Consider the following 19,440-nt stretch of genomic DNA (forward strand, 5'->3'; position numbering starts at 1 on the left):
CAAGAAAAAAAGTCAATGACTAATCGCCTGAAGTGATGCTTTAATCCTTAAAAATTTGTTATAATAGTTAGATAGCATTTTTTTAAAGGGGATACATTATGCCACGAATGATTTTTGAACCGAAAGAAATTATGAAATTAACAGGGCAACGTTTTTATCGTCGCGGCCTTGATTATTATAAAAAAGGGCGCGTGAATCATTTAAGTTATAATCAAGCGATTAACATGTGGAAAGCAGATGTACGAGGAAGTGAAAACTTCCATGTGAATATATTTGTATATGATGATTATGATATTGAAACGCGCTGCACTTGTCCAGCTTTTCATACGCATGGAACTTGTAAACATATTGCTGCTGTGTTACTTGCAATTAGTAAGCACCAGCAACCACACTTAGAGTCAATGGAGCCCGACAGGAAAAAGAGTGACCCATACTCTTTACGCTTGCTTGATGCTTTTAAACAAACCACGTTGACTCACGATAAAGAAGTATTACAAGTACATTACCAAATTAGTGAAGTAAGTCCGTCATTTACCGAAGAAAAAAGAATTGTTATCGGATTACACGTAGGTGAAACAAAGCCATTTATTATTAAAGATATCCGAGAATTTATTGAAGCAACTTATTACAAACAAAGCTATGCGATCACAGAAAAGTTTACCTATCAGCCTGAAAAACATACATTTACTAAAACAGATAAGGAAATTTTACGATTACTGCAACAAGCATTAATCCATGAGCGTACGTATAAAGATTTATATACAGATCAACAACAACGCTTGATTATTGTCCCACCTTATGTATTTAAAGATTTGTTTGCGTATATTCAAACACAATCGCTCACACTTAAAACGGATAACCAAAAAGAATATAGCAACTTATCGTTAGAACCGCTGGATGGGCAGATGACGTTCACTATTGATACAAATGCGGAAGGACAAATCATACATTTTGATGATTTTTTAAGTTACCGTTATTTACCCTACTATCAAGTGTTTATTAAAAAAGCGCATTTTTTCACACTAACAGATGCACAAGCAGCGATTGTCAATACAATGATGAAACAAATGCCAAGACAACTTTCCCAACAATTACTGATTTCGCCGAGTGATTTCCAAGGCTATTTAACCTATGTAAAACCAATGCTTGAAAGCATTGGTACAGTGAAAATAACTGACGCAGTCAAAGACCGTCTATATGAAGCGCCTCTTGAGGCCCATCTATATTTAGAGTTTATTGGTGAATCACTAGGTATCACTGTTGATTATCAATACGGTGACTACCGCTTTTCCTTTAATAGTTCCACTAAAGAAACCGAACAAATTGTTGTGCGTGACGTAAAGGAAGAAGAGCGCATTATAGAACACTTACGACAATTTGGCTTTCAATATGTCAATCAACGCTTTCAGCTATTTCATGTCGATAAAATTTACGATTTTATCTTGGATGTAGTCCCGGAACTCAAACAAGTGTATCATGTTTATTTATCTGATCAATTAAAAACACTTGTTAACGAGGAGGCCATTCAATTTGACCCATCGATTCGCTTTAATGACCGTCTCAACGTGCTTGCTATTGATTTTGATATTGCTGGGATTAACGACCAAGATTTACATGAATTAATGAAAGCTCTTATTGAAAAAAAACGTTATTATAGACCTAAACAGGGCCCAATTGTCGATTTAGAAGATGAGGCGTTTAAACAGTTTAAAGCTTTTGCAGAATCACTTAAACTTAAGGCTAGTCATGTAAAAAAAGATGGGATTAATTTAAGCCCCGCACACGCAACAATCGTTGATGATTATTTTAGAGATACAACACAGTATGAAACATCTTTCCAAACGCTGATGAATGATTTATCTAATCAAACCAATAAAACGTACCCCCTGCCAGCTATTCAGGCTGATTTGCGCGATTATCAATATGTCGGCTATCAGTGGTTTAAAGCACTAAGCACCTATCATTTAGGGGGCATACTAGCAGATGAAATGGGGCTAGGTAAAACGCTTCAAACAATAACTTATATCTTAAGTGATTATGAAGAAAAAAATAACACAAAAAGTTTGATCGTCGCACCGTCATCTCTTATTTACAATTGGAAAAAAGAATTCGAGCGCTTTGCTTCTGAACTGAGTATCCAAGTTGTAACAGGTTCACAAGCTGAACGGAAAAGCATCCTTAATCATACAACAGCCGATGTATTAATCACATCCTATCCGCTATTACGACAAGATATCAAACATTATGAAGGTATTTCTTTTACTCATTTTATTTTAGATGAGGCACAAGCTATTAAAAATCATTTAACTCAAACAGCTAAGGCTGCTCGAGCTATTGTCGCAACGCATCGTTTCGCCTTGAGTGGGACACCAATTGAAAACCGCTTAGAAGAACTCTGGTCTATATTCCAAACGCTCTCTCCGGGATTCCTAGGAACAAAAAAGTATTTTCTCTCATTGGATACTGTAGCGATTAAACAAATGGTGCGCCCTTTTATATTAAGAAGACTAAAAACTGACGTACTAAAAGACTTACCTGAGAAATTTGAATACGAAAAATATACAGACTTAACAACTGAACAAAAACAAGTCTATCTTATGTATGTAAATAAAATAAAGGACACGATTAACCAAGGCGCATTCAACGAAAATAAATTGGACATTCTCTCAGGTCTCACGAGATTAAGACAAATTTGTTGCCACCCTAGTTTATTCTTAGAAAACTATTCCGGTCATTCTGGTAAGCTAGAGTTATTGACTACTCTTTTGACCCAACTAAAAGAAGAAAATCGCCGTGTCTTATTATTTTCGCAGTTTCCAAGCATGTTGAAAATAATTGCTGAAAATCTCCCTTCACTCGGTCTAGATCATTTCTTTCTTGATGGTCAAACACCTTCTCTTGAACGATTAGAAAAGGTTGATCGTTTCAATCAAGGTGAGAAAGACTTGTTTTTAATCTCATTAAAAGCAGGTGGGACAGGACTCAATTTAACTGGAGCTGATACCGTCATTCTCTTTGATTTATGGTGGAACCCTGCCGTTGAACAACAAGCAGCAGGCCGAGCACACCGTATTGGGCAAACAAAGAAAGTAGAAGTTATTCGCCTAATTACGGAAGGAACAATTGAAGAAAAAATCTTCAACCTCCAACAAAAAAAACGTGCACTTGTTAATGAAATTATTGAGCCCGGAGAAACATTACTTTCATCATTAACAAAAGATGATATTTTGTCCCTTTTATCAGTGGACACAGAACTATGAATTATAAACTCCAACTACTAAAAAACAGCCGAATTGGCTGTTTTTTCTGTAGTATGCATTATCCTTCAACAAATACTAAACCTAGTTGATGATGATCCCCTTCATAGTTCGCCCGCTGAGCAAAACGAATTTCGCCATCAAGGTTGTAGATTTCAAGTTTACAAAAAGCTAAATTTGACTGGAGCGCTTCATAAAACTCAGCAGCGGTTGTAACATAACAGCCATTGACTTTTGAAATGACTTCTCCTGTCTCTATCCCCATCTCACTTGCCGGCGAAAACGGATGAACAGCAAGGACTTTCAAGCCTTTGGTTGAAGGTGCGTATAATGAGGTGCCGTTTGCTTCTTGTTGTCTAGTTAAATAAAGCAACACCTCACGACCAATTAAGCCAACAACAACACTTAAAAGAATAAGGGGTGCATATAAAAAGCCGAGTAAACTTAAGGTTATAACAAGAAGACCTAAAAGTAGCAAGCGTCTCACAAGCCAACGACTAAAATCTGTTGGGCGTCTCGTGGAAATAACATGTTCTAATCCTAATAGTAAAGGAAAAATGATGAACCCATAACTTTCACCTTGATAATTAAACACGGGCCACCAATCAAAGAACAACGTTAAGTCGCCAATAGGCCAAATAAAAATCAGCGGCAATAAGGCCAGTTTTTTTATGCGATGTTGCCCCATCGGTTTACCTCTTGCGCCAATGAAGCGTTCTGGAAATGTTTGATCATTTCTTGTCCGTGTCAGTAGAAAGGCTTCCACTAACATAAATAACCCCATCAAACTTGTGAAGATAATCCAATGATCTAATGTAAGTGTTACTTTTAAACTATTTGGTAAATAAGGTTCAAAGTAAGGATAAAATAACCATGTTAAACTGCTTGAACCAAAAATATACACACTATTTAACCAACTAAATTTACCTGATAAAGAAAAGATTAGCGAGTAAAAAATCAAAAGGACGATCATCAATGGCGGTAAAAATATTCCTAAACCAATAAATAGAATGCCAAGAAGAACACTTACAATCAGTCCAATTCTTTTTAATCCATACCATTCATCTAATGTAGGAAATACCTTATAACCAAATGTTACTCTCTCTTTTTCAACGCGCTTCTTTGATGATATGTAAATTAATATAAAAAACCAATAAAACAATGGATTCAGAAAGAACCAACCTAGAGCCTTTAATAATTCTATTACTATCTGTTCCACGTGCTCAACTCACTTTCTTTACAGCATAGGTACATTTTTTGGCATTCGGTTTTTTAATTCTTAAAACCCGCCTTTTTCATACTATATCATATTTTAAAGCGCTTTAGCTAAAAAAATAGAAAAACCTAGGAAGACATCACGTCGCTAGGTTTTTCTACTTCTTATCTCATACATTATTTAATAATTGACTCAATGGCACGTTCTTTTTGACGATCGTCTTGGCCGCTGCGTATCCGCTCAATAATACGTGTTTGTATTAAATCTGCTGTTTGCTGATCTAGTTCACCAGTTCCTGTTAATTCTTCATCTGCTTGAAATGCTTGAAGAGCCTTGGCCGTTTCTTCTGAGAAATAACCATCGTTTCGATCCAGCTTATAACCTAATCCTTCCAACATGACTTGCATAAACCTCACCTGATTTGATACGGTATCAGGACGTAATGTATCTTCTAAAACAATAGGGGAGGAGTAATAGTAATCAGGTTGCTTAACGTCAATCGTTGGTTCTACACCCACTTCATGAATTGACGTTCCTTCAGCAGATAACCAGTTCATAACTGTTAGTTTAATTGAACTACCATCACCCATTGGTACTGTTGTTTGAACCGTCCCTTTACCGAAGCTCGTTTGACCAACAACATTCGCGCCTACTGCTTCTTTTAGTGATATCGCCAGAATCTCAGAAGCTGAAGCACTACCTTCATCAATCAAAACCGTTAGGGGATATGGTTTCTCTTCATCTAAATTAGAAAAGAATCTTTCTTTTTCACCATTGCCATCTTCCCACTGCATATATGGCCGATCACTCGGAATAAATTCACGTAACATTTCTTGCACAACCTCAAGTAATCCACCTGGATTACCACGAACGTCAATGATTAATCCGTCAATACCTTCCGCCTCAAGTGCTGATAACTCTTCTAAAAACCTGTTAGCCGTATTCTCAGAGAAATTAGTAATTTCAATATAACCAAGAGATTGATCATCTTTTTCGATAAGGTCACGATACACCGTCTCTAAAGGAATTTTATCTCGTATGATTGTGAAAGGTATCAATTCTTCAGAATTAGCACGTTTCACTTCTATCACAACTTCTGATCCTTTTTCACCACGAATTCTTGTAACAGCTTCTAATAAGTCTAACCCTTCAGTTGATTCACCTTCAATGGTTATTACTTGATCGTTAGGACGCAATCCCGCTTTTTCAGCTGGTGAATCTTTAAGTGGCGAGACAATCGTCACAACACCGTTCACCATACTTACTTCCGCTCCGATGCCTTCAAATGATGCTTCAATTTGTTCATTAAACGACTTCATTGTCTCAACATTTAAATACTCACTGTAGGGGTCACCTAAGCTATTTAACATGCCGCTGATTGCACCTTCAATTAATTGCTCGTCGGTCACATCATTTAAATAGTTAGATTGAATTTGATTAAATGCTTGAACTACCTTTGGTAGTTGTACTGACTCAGACAGTTCATTTAACATGTCTGTATACTGTTCTTCGGTAATACCTGTCGTTTCTAATTGACTCTCATCTACGAATAACCACTCAGTAACCGCAAAACTTATACCGCCACCTAATATTAATGCAGTCATTAATAATACAATCAATACGCTTTTTTTCACACGCAAAACGGACCACTCCACATCTATGACATTTACTTTTATATGTTTTTAGTCTAACATATTTTAATTCATAACGATATGAAAAAGGCATCTCGCTAGTGCGTGATGCCTTTTTCACTTCATTTAATACGACATAAGTTTATTTAAAAATCGCTATTTCTATGCTTAGTAAAGATAGTTTGCTGGGTTAACGGCGTTTGCATGTGCCCAACCACCGATGTGTACCTCAAAGTGTAAGTGTTGGCCTGTTCCTACACCCGTGCTCCCCATTAAAGCGATTTGTTGTCCACGTGAGACAGTCTGACCAGGTCTTACTGTTGTTGAACCTGACCGCAAGTGCGCATAAAAAGTTGTGACTTGCTGTCTGTTTCCGTCACCATTAAGATCAATGTAATGCGTGATAAGAATCGCATCACCATAACCGTTCATTCGACCATCAAATTCTGTATACGTGTCCACAACGACACCAGCTTCTGCTGCATAAATTTGTTGTGTGCCTGGGGCAGCGATATCCATACCACGGTGAGGTCTTACTACGCCTGTAACCGGGTGCACACGATTAGGGTTAAACGCTGAAGTTACACGACGCGTTGATGCAGGCCAATGTAAAATCGGGCCACTCCCATTATCAGTGCTTGGCGGTGTGGTACCTGCATTTGCTCCATTATTTGTACCACTATCACCACCCGACGCACTTTCACTATCGTTATCTTGTTCTTGACTTAATAACTCCTCTTCTTGACGCTTTCTTTCAGCCTCTTTTGCTGCTTCTTCAGCAAGTTTAATCGCCTGTTGTAAAGCCGACGCTTCTTTTCGTTTAATTTCTTGCTGATCAGCAAGTGTGACTTTATATTCTTCAAGGTCCGCATGTTCTTCTTCTAATTGAACCATTAAGTTTGATTGATTCGTACGCTGAATATTTAGTTCGTTCTGTAATTCTGTAAGTTCTTGTCTTTGTGCAACAAGTGTCGCCTTTTTAGACTCAAGCTCTTTTTTTGCTGCTGTTAATTCATCACGTTTAGTTTCTAAACTCGCTTGTTTTTCTTCTACTTCTACACGCTTAGACTCTAAATCTAGTTTATCTTGGCGTTGTGCTTCCATAATATTCTTATCAGAATCTAAAATTTTTGTGACAGCTGTTAAACGCGAAATAAAATCTCCAAAACTTTGTGCGCTAAATACTAACTCTAAATAGGAAGAGTTTCCACCTGAGCGTTGCATTGAGCGAAGGCGTGAACTGATAAGCTCTTGTCTTTGTTCGATACGTTGCATCAAATCTTCTATATCATTATTTAATACAACAATTTCTTCTTCTGTTTGAGTAATCTCATTTTCTGTTGTCGTTATATTAGTTTCAATTGTCGAAATCTCATTTTCAGTTGTTGAAATCTCATTTTGTTTAATTTCAAGTTTATCTGCTGTTACAGCTAAATCTTGGTCTAAATCAGCAATCTTAGATTTCACTTGTTTTTGACGCGCTTCATTCGCAGCAATTTTTTCTTCTGCGTTACTTGCATCACTATTGATGCTTTGTCTTTCTGACTCTAATTCTTTAAGTTCCTGTTTTAAGTCTTCAATCGATTGTGCTACCACAGGTTGTGACAGAGGAACAACGACGTTCACCATTAAAACAGAAATAAATATGTATACTAACAATTTTTTCATTATGCCAACTCCTTATTTCTTGTTTTATTATTGATGAAGTAAATGGCGCAAAGCGCGCCATTTAAATCTTTAAGAATTTACGTACACTCATTACACTACCCCAAACACCGATGACAACACCGATCATAACAACAATACCAGACACTTGCCACACAAATGGCGCAAACGGAATTAATGTAACAAAGTCAAATTGATTAACTGCTACAATATTTTGTTCAAGATAATAATAACCACCAACGATAAACCCAATTGGTACAAGACTTCCGAGGAAACCGAGTAAAAGTCCTTCTACAAAGAATGGCCAACGAATAAACCATTTGGTCGCACCAACAAGTTGCATAATCTCAATTTCTTTACGTCTTGCGAAAATAGTAATTTTAATCGTATTTGAAATTAAGAATATGGCTGTAAAGACAAGGGCAACAATTAACACCAACCCGATATTTCGTGCATAGGCATTAAAATCAAACAAATTCTGCACAAAATCCTCACCAAAATTAACATCTTCTACATGATCAAATGTGGCAATTTCTTCTGCGACATTGACCGTTTCAGTTGGGTCAACTAACTTAACAACATAGGCATCATTTAGTGGGTTTTCTTGATCAATTAAACCAAAAACATCTCCCTCATCACCTAAGCCCGACATCAATCTTTCGAGTTCTTCTTCTTTCGTTGAAAACGTCACGCTTTGGATATTATCCAGTCGTTCAATGGCTTCACCGACAGCGATCGTTTCTTCCTCGTTAGCGGTTAAGTCAACTAATACTTTTATTTCAACATCTTCTTCAAGGTTCTCTGCAATATGGTTAATATTTAAAAGCAACACAAGAAAAGCACCCACTAGTATGAGGGTTGTTGTCACAGCCCCAATAGAGGCAAGTGTCATCCAACTGTTGCGCCAAGTATTTTTAAATCCTTCTCTAATATGTCGTTTAAACGTTCTAGCTCTCATAGCCGTAATCACCTCGATGCTGGTCACGTACAATAATACCGCCATCAATGGCGATAACACGTCTTTTAATCGTATTCACAATTTCTTTACTGTGGGTCGCCATAATAATCGTTGTCCCAGCTGCATTAATCTCTTCTAATATTTTCATGATTTCCCATGACGTATCAGGATCTAAATTCCCTGTTGGCTCATCGGCAATCAATAACTTTGGATAGTTGGCAATAGCTCTGGCAATAGCGACCCGTTGTTGTTCTCCGCCTGAGAGTTCATCAGGAATGAAGCGCGCTTTATTTTTTAGACCTACTTGGTCTAGTACTTCCATAACACGCTTACGGATGTTTTTCGGTGTCTCTTCTACTACTTCTAAAGCAAAAGCGACATTCTCATAGACTGTCATAGTCGGTAGCAATTTAAAATCTTGAAATACCACGCCAATATCTCGGCGTAACATGGGGATTTCTTTTCTCTTCATATTAACTAAATCATGTCCAGCAACCTTTACATCACCGGCTGATGCTTTTTCATCTCCAAAGATGATTTTAATAAAGGTCGATTTCCCAGCACCACTTTGTCCGACTAAATAGACAAACTCGCCGAGGTCAATATCTATCGTTATGCCATTTAAGGCTTGTACACCATTTGGATATGTCTTCTTAACATCTTTCATTTTTATCATAGTTATCCAATCACCTTTATCTAAGTTTGTTTTAAGCAAGGGTACATCAAAAATGCGCGTTTTTTTAACATCCTTGCTCATGCCTTACCATTATAACATTTCATTCGGCTTTTTTTTACCTTTATAATGTTACAATTTGATTTCATTTCCTTCAATATATTTCCGCATGTCAATAATACCATGCGCACAACCTTTTATTTTCCTGTTTCATCACCCACTAGTAAGTTTTTTTTAAAAAAAACACCTCTTACTCAGCTATATTATCTAGCCATAAGAGGTATCATCTTTAAGATATTTAATGCTTACTAAATCCCTCACCTATTACTTCACTTGCATTCATCACAACAATAAATGCTTTAGGATCAATAAGCTTAATAATTTGAGACGTGCGACTAAATTCATTTTGGTTAACGACACACATAATCATGCGGCGCTCTTCTTTCGTGTAGCCGCCTTCTGCTTGCCACACCGTCACACCTCGATCAACTTGATTTAACAATGCTTGTCGCACTGGTTCAACATGGTCAGTAATAATCATCAAGTTTTTCGAACTACTTAAACCCACTTGAACTAAATCAATCGTTCGACTAGTAACGAATAACCCGATAAGCGCATATAAACCTTGTTCAACAGAAAAGACAAGCGTCGCAGCTAAAACGATGATACCGTCAAATAAAGCTATGCACACTCCAAAAGGAAGTGGCACATATTTATGCAAAATTTGTGCAGCCAAGTCAATACCACCCGTTGAGCCTTTCCCACGAAATACAATACCAATACCAACCCCACAAGCCATTCCACCGAAAATAGCACCTAGTAGCGGATCAGGTGTTGCTGGTGGCCAAGTGCTACTTAATTCAACAAATAACGGTACTGCAATCGTACCAACAAATGTTTTTAAACCGAAATTCTTTCCTAATATAAAAATACCTAATACAAACAACGGCATATTTATCGCCCATTGGACGATAGCTGGATTAAGACCGAAGACACTATTAAGTATCGTACTAATCCCCGCGACTCCTCCAGAAGCCACTTCATTTGGTAGCAAGAATAAATTAAAACCAATCGCAATCATAAATGAACCGAGTAAAACAAGACTATATTCAAATGTTAAAACAATGGGTCTTGGAACGGGCTCACGTCTATATTTTTGTATCACTACTCTTCACCTCTTCTAATTTCTCACAACTTAAAGGAGTATATCAGATTATGAGAAAGGAAACAACTGCCTTTTCTTTGTTACTGCACGCTTTCACTAGCAAAGTAAAGTAACAAGACATAAGAAAAAACACGCCACACTATGGAACACTCGCTCCATTATTGTCGCATGCTTCATCATTTAACATTAACGCATCTGTTGACGTAAATAGCCATCAATAAACGGGTCAATATCCCCGTCCATTACACCTTGGACATTACCAACTTCTATGTTCGTTCGGTGGTCTTTAATCATTGTATACGGTTGGAAGATATATGAACGAATTTGGCTTCCCCAGCCAATTTCTTTTTGTTCACCACGCAAAGCATCGACCTCTGCTTGTTGCTTCTCAATTTCTAATTGATATAGTTTAGCTTTCAACATTTTCATCGCTTGGTCACGGTTTTTAATTTGCGACCGTTCTGATTGACAAGTCACAATCGTGTTCGTTGGAATGTGTGTAATGCGAACGGCAGAATCCGTCGTATTGACGTGCTGTCCACCTGCACCTGATGCCCGGTAAGTATCAACTTTTAAATCTTCTGTTCTAATATCAATATCAACATCATCTGAAAGCTCTGGCATCACATCGCAAGATACAAAAGATGTATGGCGTCTGTTTTGTGAGTCAAACGGTGAAATTCTTACTAAGCGATGAACACCTTTTTCTGCTTTTAAATAACCATAAGCATTATGACCTTTTATGAGTAATGTGACACTTTTAATTCCAGCCTCATCACCTGGCAAATAATCCATCGTTTCCACTTTGAAACCTTTCTTCTCCGCCCAGCGTGTATACATCCGAAGCAACATACTTCCCCAGTCCTGCGACTCTGTTCCGCCTGCGCCGGGATGCAATTCTAATATGGCATTATTTTTATCATATGGCTCACTTAACAACATGAGCAATTCAAAAGCATTTAAATCTTCTTGAAGCTGAGTTAATTCCACTTCTAATTCAGATTGTAAATCTTCATCTGCTTCTTCTTTCACTAATTCATAACTTACTTCTAAGTTTTCAAGTGTCTCTGTATGATCATCAAAGCGATTGACAACATCTTTTAAACCGTTGACTTCATCAATTACTTTTTGTGCAATCTGTTGATTATCCCAAAAGTCGGGTGCTGTCATTTCATGTTCTAACTCAGCAATTTTTGTTCTCTTCTCATCTAAGTCAAAGAGACCCCCTAAAGTCCGCTAAGCGGTTAGTCATCTTCTCTAATTCTTGTTTAATCTCTACTAGTTCCATAACTATTCACCTCATCTATTCTTTACAGTTGAATGGACACCCTAAAAAGGATGTCCATTTCTTTATTTACCATGGCAATGTTTATATTTCTTCCCACTTCCACATGGACATGGATCATTACGACCAATATTATCTGATTTAACAAATGGTTGTTTTTTCTTTTCTTTTTTGCCATCATCACCAGAAACAGCTGTGGCATTTTTTGCTACTTCTTGACGTTGCAAGTTCTCACGCACTTGTGCTTTCATTACGTAACGTGAGACATCTTCATTAATCGATTGAACCATTGCTTCAAACATATTGAATCCTTCCATGCGGTATTCGTTAAGAGGATCGTTCTGTGCATAGGCACGCAAGTGAATCCCTTGACGAAGTTGATCCATTTGATCAATATGATCCATCCACTTCGTATCAACTACACGTAAAAGAATAACTTTTTCAAATTCACGCATGCGCTCTTCGCCCATATCTTTTTCTTTTACATCGTATTTTTCTTTCACTTTTGTCATAATCAAAGAGATAATCTCGTCCTTAGATTTACCAGTAAAATCACTGTGTGTGAGATAGTCTGATTCAACGAGATTGGCATGAACATACTCTGTTAAACCGTTAAGCTCCCACTTATCTGTATCTTCCTCTTGCGTATGAAGCTCGACTTGATTTTCTACAATTGTTTCAATCATGTTTATAACGATATCTTTTAAGTTATCTGAATCGATAACGTCATAACGCTGTTGATAGATAATTTCACGTTGCTCCCGAAGGACGTCGTCATAACTAAGCACATTTTTACGGGCATCAAAGTTATTGCCTTCCACGCGTTTTTGAGCAGACTCTACAGCTTTTGAAACCATTTTACTTTCAATCGGTTGACTATCATCCATCTTAAAGCGATCCATAACCGCCTTCATATTATCTGAGCCAAAGCGACGCATCAAGTCATCTTCCATTGAGAGATAGAACTGTGTCACACCTGGATCTCCCTGACGGCCAGAACGTCCGCGAAGCTGATTATCAATACGGCGAGATTCATGGCGCTCTGTTCCAATTACAGCCAAACCACCGAGTTCTTTTACACCTTCACCAAGTTTAATATCTGTTCCACGACCCGCCATGTTCGTTGCAATAGTTATCGCTTTTCTCTGGCCAGCATTCTCAATAATCTCAGCTTCCCGGTAATGATTCTTTGCGTTTAAAACGTTATGAGGGACACCGCGCTTTTTCAATAACGTTGAAATCACTTCTGATGTTTCAACAGCTACAGTACCGACGAGAACAGGTTGACCGAGATCATAACGTTCTTTAATGTCTTCAATAACCGCCTTAAACTTTCCATCGATTGTTTTAAAAATTAAATCTGGGCGATCATCACGAACAATCGGCTTATTTGTCGGGATAGCAACAACATCCATATTGTATATATTACGAAATTCTTCTTCTTCTGTTTTAGCTGTTCCTGTCATCCCTGAAAGTTTATTATACATTCTAAAGAAGTTTTGGAAGGTAATAGAGGCAAGTGTCATCGATTCATTTTGAATCTGTAAACCTTCTTTTGCCTCAATTGCTTGGTGAAGACCATCACTATAGCGACGCCCTTTCATTAATCGACCGGTAAATTGATCGACAATAACTACTTGGCCTTCTTCAATCACATAGTCCATGTCACGGTGCATAGATGCATGTGCCTTTAATGCCTGATTGATGTGATGTGTTAGGGTCACATGTTTCAAATCAAATAAGTTATCGATGTTAAAGAAAGCTTCAGCCTTTGTAATGCCTTCTTCTGTCAGCTGGACACCTTTCGTTTTTTCATCATAACTAAAGTCTTGTTCTTTTCTTAGTCCTCTAACAAAGCTGTTCGCTTGTTGATAAAGTGAGGCTGACTTTCTCGCACTACCTGAGATAATCAGAGGTGTTCTTGCCTCATCAATTAAGATAGAGTCCACCTCATCAATAATCGCAAAATTGAGCGGGCGCTGGACCATTTGTTCTTTATATAACACCATATTATCTCGCAAGTAATCAAAACCGAACTCATTATTAGTTCCATAAGTAATATCGGCTTCATATGCTTTACGTTTTTCTTCTTTTGACATACCACTGACATTTAATCCAACTGTTAAACCAAGGAATTCATATAATTTTCCCATTTCTTTCGCATCACGGTCAGCTAAATACTCATTCACTGTGATAATATGAACACCATCACCCGACAAAGCATTTAAGTAAGCAGGTAAAGTTGAGGCCAATGTTTTACCTTCACCAGTTTTCATTTCAGCAATATTTCCGCCATGTAAAACAATAGCACCCATTAATTGAACAGGGAAGGGACGCATGTTTAAGACGCGCTTAGATGCTTCTCTGACTAGAGCATAAGCTTCCACCATAAGATCATCAAGAGACTCTCCATCAGTGACACGCGTTTTGAATGTTGCTGTTTTATTTTTTATCTCTGTATCAGACAATAATTCATACTCTTTTTCTAATGCTTCAATTTGTTCAACTGTCGGCTCCAGTTGATTTAATTGTCGCTGATTACCATCAAAAATCTTTTTTAGTATTCCACGCATAAAATTACGCTCCTCTAATAGATACTGACGCCTTAATTCGTAAACGTCTACATTTTATAATAACACTTGACGTTTTTAATGACAAGAAACATCCCTAACAAAGAAACAACAAAACACGACGAATCTTGATAGAATCGCCGTGTTTTTTATTTAATTCATTAACATACTTTCTCGATCTTTATAAATAACTGTCCCTGTTTTTCCTTCTACCGCATCTTTCGCTCTCTCTAATGACGAGATAATCGCTTTGCGTTCTTTCTTTGATTCCACAAATTTAATTGCTGCTTCCACTTTAGGTAGCATACTTCCTTTAGGGAATTGACCTTCTAATATATATTCCTTCGCTTCTTTTACAGACATTGAATCAAGTGCTTTTTGATCAGGTTTACCAAAGTTAATCGCCACTTGATCGACACCAGTTAAAATGAAGAAGAAGTCGACATCTAAAACTTCTGCTAAACACTCACTCGCAAGGTCTTTATCAATAACCGCTTCAACACCGACAAGTTTATGTTTTCCTTCTTTGACTACCGGAATACCACCGCCACCAGCGCCAATAACAATATGCCCTTTTTCAATCAAATCTTTCATAATGTCCTTTTCAACAATATCAACTGGTACAGGAGAAGGAATAACCTTTCTGTAACCACGACCAGAATCTTCAATATAAATGTCGCCTGTCTCTTTCATAAGACGCTCTGATTCTTCTTTTGTATAGAACGGTCCAATAGGCTTTGTTGGAAACTCAAAGGCTGGATCATTTTTATCCACTAATACTTGACTAACAATTGAAGCCACTGAACGATTTAAGCCACGTGTTTCGAGTTCCTCACGTAAAGCATTCTGAAGATGGTAACCGATATATCCTTGACTCATTGCGCCTGACTCAGCAAATGGCATTTGCTTATCTAAGCCTTTTTCTTCTGCATACTTACTAAAAGCTAAATGAATCGCGCCTACTTGTGGGCCGTTACCGTGTGAAAGAATGACATCATGACCTTGTTCAATCATATCTACAATCGGTTTTGCAGCTTGCTTTGTTAATTGTCTTTGTTCTTCAGAGTTTTCTCCTAGAGCGTTACCTCCAAGGGCAATTAATATTTTACTCATGATGTTTCCTCCTCATATAGTTCTTTAAAACGAATCATCGCTTGATCAAAACAAGCTTTAGGTGGGTGAACAATACCTGCACCTACTTGACCGACACCCGCTTCTTTGTGAGCCATGCCTGTATTAATAACTGGTAAGATATTTGTTTCGATGACTTTTCTAATATCAATACCGAAAGCGCCACCTCTAAAGTTGAGTGTTGGAATTGAATAGTTTGTATTTTCACCGACAGTAATTTCATACATTTGTTCACTATAAGCAATAGCATCTTCTACATCGCCACCAACAAATTGCACGATAGCTGGTGAGCCACCCATTGCAAATCCACCGATACCCATTGTTTCAGTAATCGTACTATCACCTAGGTCTGGTGCTGCATCATCTTCGGTATAACCCGGGAAGAATAGCCCTTTGACAAAGTTTGCAGGTGCAGTGAACCATTCTTTTTCACCTAATCCACTCACACGAATACCAAATTCAACACCGTTTCTTGCCATCGTTGTAACAACAGTTGAATGTGGAATGCCGTGTGCAGCGTCTAATGCTGATTTACTTGCTGGCATTGATAGATTTAAGAAGTAGTGCTCATTATTTTTAATAAAGCCAACAACTTCTCGTAACTCATCTGCTGTCAAATCTGTCTGTAAGAAATAGTCAATGATTTCACGGTAGAAAAGACTTGTTGCTGCTTTGTTACGGTTATGACATTCATCTCCCATATGCAAAGCTTGAGACGTGATTGATTTTAAATCAATGCCATCTGTTATTGCTAGAGCTTTCCTCAAAGCTGGCGCGAAAACAGTTTCTATCCATTTCAAACGATCAAGTACTTCTTTTGAGTTTGCACCGAAGCGAAGTACTTTACCCAATCCTTCATTAACGGTACAGTATGCACGGTTGCCGTGGGTACGGTTTTCGATCACATGTACAGGCATTGATGGCGAGATAATACCTGCCATTGGACCAACTGCTTGATGCTCATTAGCTGGACCAAATTCAATCTCACCCTTTTCGATTAATTGAATGGCTGCCGCTTCATCTTCTGCTAAACCTTCATACATTACAGCGCCGATGATCGCCCCTTTTACTGGCCCACACATGTTCTCCCAAGCAATAGGAGGCCCAGAGTGAAGGATTTTCTTCTCATGCATGCCTGGAATCACGTTTTTAGCATGGTCAATATCAATCAGGAATGGATGCGCATCTTTAATACGTTTAATTGCTTCTTCATTTGCGGCTTGTACTTTCGGGTCTTCCATAAATCGATCAAGAGCCTCAATCAATTCAAGGTTACCTCCTGCAGGAGGTCGCCAATCATATTGTACAGCTTCTGTTTGTTGTAAATCTAAATCTTTTTTAAAGGTTGATGTCCCAATATTGATAACCTTTAATGGTTGTGAGAATAATGTGTTAATTTGACTCATATTATTTGACCTCCTTTGATGTAATCATGGCTGCTAATTTACTAGCTTCTTCATTCGAAGCTGCCACATAAATGCCTAATGCACTTAGACGATCGACTTGATTTTGATACCCTTGCTTATCTTGTTTCGTCGCACACATATAAGCTATAACTGATACATGACGTCCTTGATTTTTTAATTCTGATAGTGTTTCACTTAGAGTAGCAATCGATTCGCCTACTGGGTCTTCATGTGAACCGTAGCCTAATTCAAAATCTAAAAGTAAGACAGCTGTCTCTTCATTTAATAATTCTTCTCGAATGCGATCATTTCTTAATGATGGTTCAATCATTGGGTGTGGTTTACCTTTAGTGAAATCATCATCACCCATATCAAGTAACGTATGACCAACACTTTCATGAATATTATCAAGTTTTTCTTCTGCTTTTTTAGCAACATTACTCTTAACTGCTAAGCCTTCAGAACGTAAAATAGACAATGCTTCAGAAGTTAAAGTTCCACCGCAGAAGAGACCGCGAATATACTGTTGTTTGTCTTGAAGTGATGCTTGTTCATTTTGCGCATAGTTAACCAACGTCTCACTTATCTCTTTATCGAGAGTAACGCTTGAATCAAGTGCCTTAACCGCTTGTCTTGCCGTTTCAATAAGGGTTGGAGCAAATACAGCACCTGATTGCTCAACAGCTACTTGATCACCATCTAAAAAGCCAACTACTACAGGTTTGTTGATTTTCGACACTTCTTCTAGAATTTTGTCTTGTACTTCCTTGGCTGGCGGTTTAGAAATAAGGGCAATGACCTTTGTTTGTTCATCAGCATCTAACGCACGAAGTCCTTCAAGCATCATGATGCCTCCAATATCTTTGTGTAAATCACGACCACCCGTACCAATTGCTTGACTAACCCCATAACCTAAGCGATCAATTTGCACAGCTACTTCTTGTAGACCTGTTCCAGAAGCTGCTACAAGTCCGATTTCTCCTTGTTTCACATTATTCGCAAAACATAAACCTGTTTGATTAATCATCGCCGTACCACAATCTGGTCCCATTACAAGTAAGCCTTTTTCTCGACCAAGCTCTTTAAGTTTTCTTTCATCTTCAATCGTCACGTTATCACTAAACATCATAACGTGTAAGCCCTTATTTAAAGCAAGACGCGCTTCACGTGCAGCATACTCACCCGGAACTGAAATAATAGCCATGTTAGCATCAGGTAAATAATCAAGCGCCTTATTTAACGTTTCTGCTGTCTGTTCTTGTCCGGATTTCTTACTGCTCTTCTTCTTATTCAATGCATCATCTATAAATTGAAGTGTTTCTTCAAGTACTTCTTCACTTACTGCTTTCACTGCAATAATTAAATCATTTTCTGTTGCTTCTTTTGCTTCATCAGTTAATAAATGAATGTTATCTAATAATTCTTTATTCATTCCTGTAGCCATAGAAACAACCGCTTCTTCTACACCTTCAACACCTAATACTTTTCCAGATAACGACATTAGTGTCACTGAATCATGATAGGCATTCTTCTCGATCATCACTTTCGATATCATCACTAATTCCCCCTTGAATATATTTCCTATAGATATGTTCAAGTCCGACTAACACACCGACTAGCATATCTGTGCCTGAGGTCGAACCGATTTGTAATACGCGTTCTATATGTTTCACATCCACATTATTTTCAGCTTCAATTAAGGCTTTAAGAGCATCATTCGTCTGACCATAAATCATTTGTTTCAACATGTGATAACTTACGGATGTCGTGCGCTCTTTTGTATATGTTAAAAAATCATCTTTATACTCTAATATCAAGCGCCATTCAGACGTATGATAGTAGTTAAATACACTAAATAACCCTAATAAAAAATCATCCCCTGAAGGTGTAAGACCAATACCAAGACCAATAAATTGCTTGATTATTTCTAGTTTCGGCCACTGATTAAATAGCTCCAATCGTTCATAAAGCGCTTCTTGATGAAGTGATAAAGGTTTTTCATTTGTTGTTTTACCAGCTAATTGCAGGTAACTACCTAAAATACCACGATCATCTCCATGTGCCTTAACAAATTTCTTCAAGCGTTTGATGACTTGTTGTGTTACATGTGGACTTTCAGGATAGCTCACAAAGCGTCCACTCCAGAGATTTGCATGATGAAAATCAATAACATAATCTTCAATCATCAACGTATTATACCCTATTAAATAAACCTCTTTACTCGGGTTGATGTGTTTAACGAGCACGTTAAACACATCATCCTCTTTAATTTTTATCATATCTGGTGCCTGTACAACATGTGATTTTGCTAGCGTAACTAAACGATCTGCCTGTTTAAGCTTTATATTGATGACTTGCTGATAAACGGCATCTACCTCACCAATAACTTGACCAATATTACATCCGAGTAGATATCGTTTCAATCCCCAATCAATTTGGTTGACTGTAAGTCTCACTTAAACCCCTTCTCTCTTAGATATCTA

13 protein-coding genes are annotated in these 19,440 nt (G+C 37.7%); 1 reads left to right on the forward strand and 12 read right to left on the reverse strand.

All coding sequences use genetic code 11. The features are described 5' to 3' along the window. The first annotated feature begins 98 nt into the window (after positions 1–98). Positions 99–3,260 (forward strand): DEAD/DEAH box helicase, encoded by a 3,162-nt coding sequence (locus BM163_RS05105; RefSeq protein WP_089800905.1) that lies wholly within the window; start codon positions 99–101, stop codon positions 3,258–3,260. 58 nt (positions 3,261–3,318) lie between these two features. Here the strand turns inward: BM163_RS05105 and BM163_RS05110 are convergent, their stop codons facing one another. The 12 genes from BM163_RS05110 to BM163_RS05165 form a co-directional block, all read right to left on the reverse strand. Beyond that, positions 3,319–4,476, reverse strand: coding sequence for a PDZ domain-containing protein (locus BM163_RS05110; RefSeq protein ID WP_089800907.1), 1,158 nt, complete (start codon positions 4,474–4,476; stop codon positions 3,319–3,321). A 173-nt stretch (positions 4,477–4,649) separates the two neighbouring features. Continuing rightward, positions 4,650–6,107, reverse strand: a complete 1,458-nt coding sequence (locus BM163_RS05115; protein WP_229675513.1) for a S41 family peptidase — start codon at positions 6,105–6,107, stop codon at positions 4,650–4,652. A gap of 165 nt (positions 6,108–6,272) precedes the next feature. Next, entirely contained in the window at positions 6,273–7,772 is a 1,500-nt protein-coding gene (locus tag BM163_RS05120) for a murein hydrolase activator EnvC family protein (RefSeq protein ID WP_089800912.1), read from the reverse strand. 61 nt (positions 7,773–7,833) lie between these two features. Then, positions 7,834–8,727: a permease-like cell division protein FtsX gene (gene ftsX / locus BM163_RS05125; protein WP_089800914.1), complete on the reverse strand. Its 894-nt coding sequence runs from the start codon at positions 8,725–8,727 to the stop codon at positions 7,834–7,836. Next, positions 8,717–9,403: a cell division ATP-binding protein FtsE gene (ftsE, locus tag BM163_RS05130; protein WP_089800985.1), complete on the reverse strand. Its 687-nt coding sequence runs from the start codon at positions 9,401–9,403 to the stop codon at positions 8,717–8,719. Before ftsE ends, ftsX begins: the two co-directional genes overlap by 11 nt. A 295-nt stretch (positions 9,404–9,698) precedes the next feature. Then, complete coding sequence (locus tag BM163_RS05135; RefSeq protein WP_089800916.1) at positions 9,699–10,565, reverse strand: YitT family protein; 867 nt, start codon at positions 10,563–10,565, stop codon at positions 9,699–9,701. A gap of 186 nt (positions 10,566–10,751) precedes the next feature. After that, a protein-coding gene (prfB, locus tag BM163_RS05140) for a peptide chain release factor 2 (protein ID WP_143088186.1) occupies positions 10,752–11,853 on the reverse strand; the annotation gives its coding sequence in 2 pieces (ribosomal slippage) (positions 10,752–11,780 and positions 11,782–11,853; 1,101 coding nt in all). 62 nt (positions 11,854–11,915) lie between these two features. Beyond that, positions 11,916–14,423, reverse strand: a complete 2,508-nt coding sequence (secA, locus tag BM163_RS05145; RefSeq protein ID WP_089800918.1) for a preprotein translocase subunit SecA — start codon at positions 14,421–14,423, stop codon at positions 11,916–11,918. A 150-nt stretch (positions 14,424–14,573) separates the two neighbouring features. Beyond that, positions 14,574–15,533, reverse strand: coding sequence for a carbamate kinase (gene arcC, locus BM163_RS05150; RefSeq protein ID WP_089800919.1), 960 nt, complete (start codon positions 15,531–15,533; stop codon positions 14,574–14,576). Then, complete coding sequence (locus BM163_RS05155; RefSeq protein WP_089800922.1) at positions 15,530–16,957, reverse strand: YlbE family protein; 1,428 nt, start codon at positions 16,955–16,957, stop codon at positions 15,530–15,532. Before BM163_RS05155 ends, arcC begins: the two co-directional genes overlap by 4 nt. 1 nt (position 16,958) lies before the next feature. Then, entirely contained in the window at positions 16,959–18,512 is a 1,554-nt protein-coding gene (gene fdrA / locus BM163_RS05160) for an acyl-CoA synthetase FdrA (RefSeq protein WP_089800924.1), read from the reverse strand. Beyond that, entirely contained in the window at positions 18,472–19,413 is a 942-nt protein-coding gene (locus BM163_RS05165) for an oxamate carbamoyltransferase subunit AllH family protein (RefSeq protein WP_089800926.1), read from the reverse strand. Before BM163_RS05165 ends, fdrA begins: the two co-directional genes overlap by 41 nt. Positions 19,414–19,440: the final 27 nt, after the last annotated feature.

Source organism: Halolactibacillus alkaliphilus, assembly GCF_900115465.1.
Taxonomy (GTDB): Bacteria; Bacillota; Bacilli; order Bacillales; family Amphibacillaceae; genus Halolactibacillus; species Halolactibacillus alkaliphilus.

What these genes read in the sequence shown, in the direction of transcription:
- BM163_RS05105 (WP_089800905.1), top strand. Translation starts at nt 99, where the DNA reads ATGCCACGAATGATTTTTGAACCGAAAGAAATTATGAAATTAACAGGG.
- BM163_RS05120 (WP_089800912.1), bottom strand. Translation starts at nt 7,772, where the DNA reads ATGAAAAAATTGTTAGTATACATATTTATTTCTGTTTTAATGGTGAAC.
- ftsX (WP_089800914.1), bottom strand. Translation starts at nt 8,727, where the DNA reads ATGAGAGCTAGAACGTTTAAACGACATATTAGAGAAGGATTTAAAAAT.
- ftsE (WP_089800985.1), bottom strand. Translation starts at nt 9,403, where the DNA reads ATGATAAAAATGAAAGATGTTAAGAAGACATATCCAAATGGTGTACAA.
- secA (WP_089800918.1), bottom strand. Translation starts at nt 14,423, where the DNA reads ATGCGTGGAATACTAAAAAAGATTTTTGATGGTAATCAGCGACAATTA.
- arcC (WP_089800919.1), bottom strand. Translation starts at nt 15,533, where the DNA reads ATGAGTAAAATATTAATTGCCCTTGGAGGTAACGCTCTAGGAGAAAAC.
- BM163_RS05155 (WP_089800922.1), bottom strand. Translation starts at nt 16,957, where the DNA reads ATGAGTCAAATTAACACATTATTCTCACAACCATTAAAGGTTATCAAT.
- fdrA (WP_089800924.1), bottom strand. Translation starts at nt 18,512, where the DNA reads ATGATATCGAAAGTGATGATCGAGAAGAATGCCTATCATGATTCAGTG.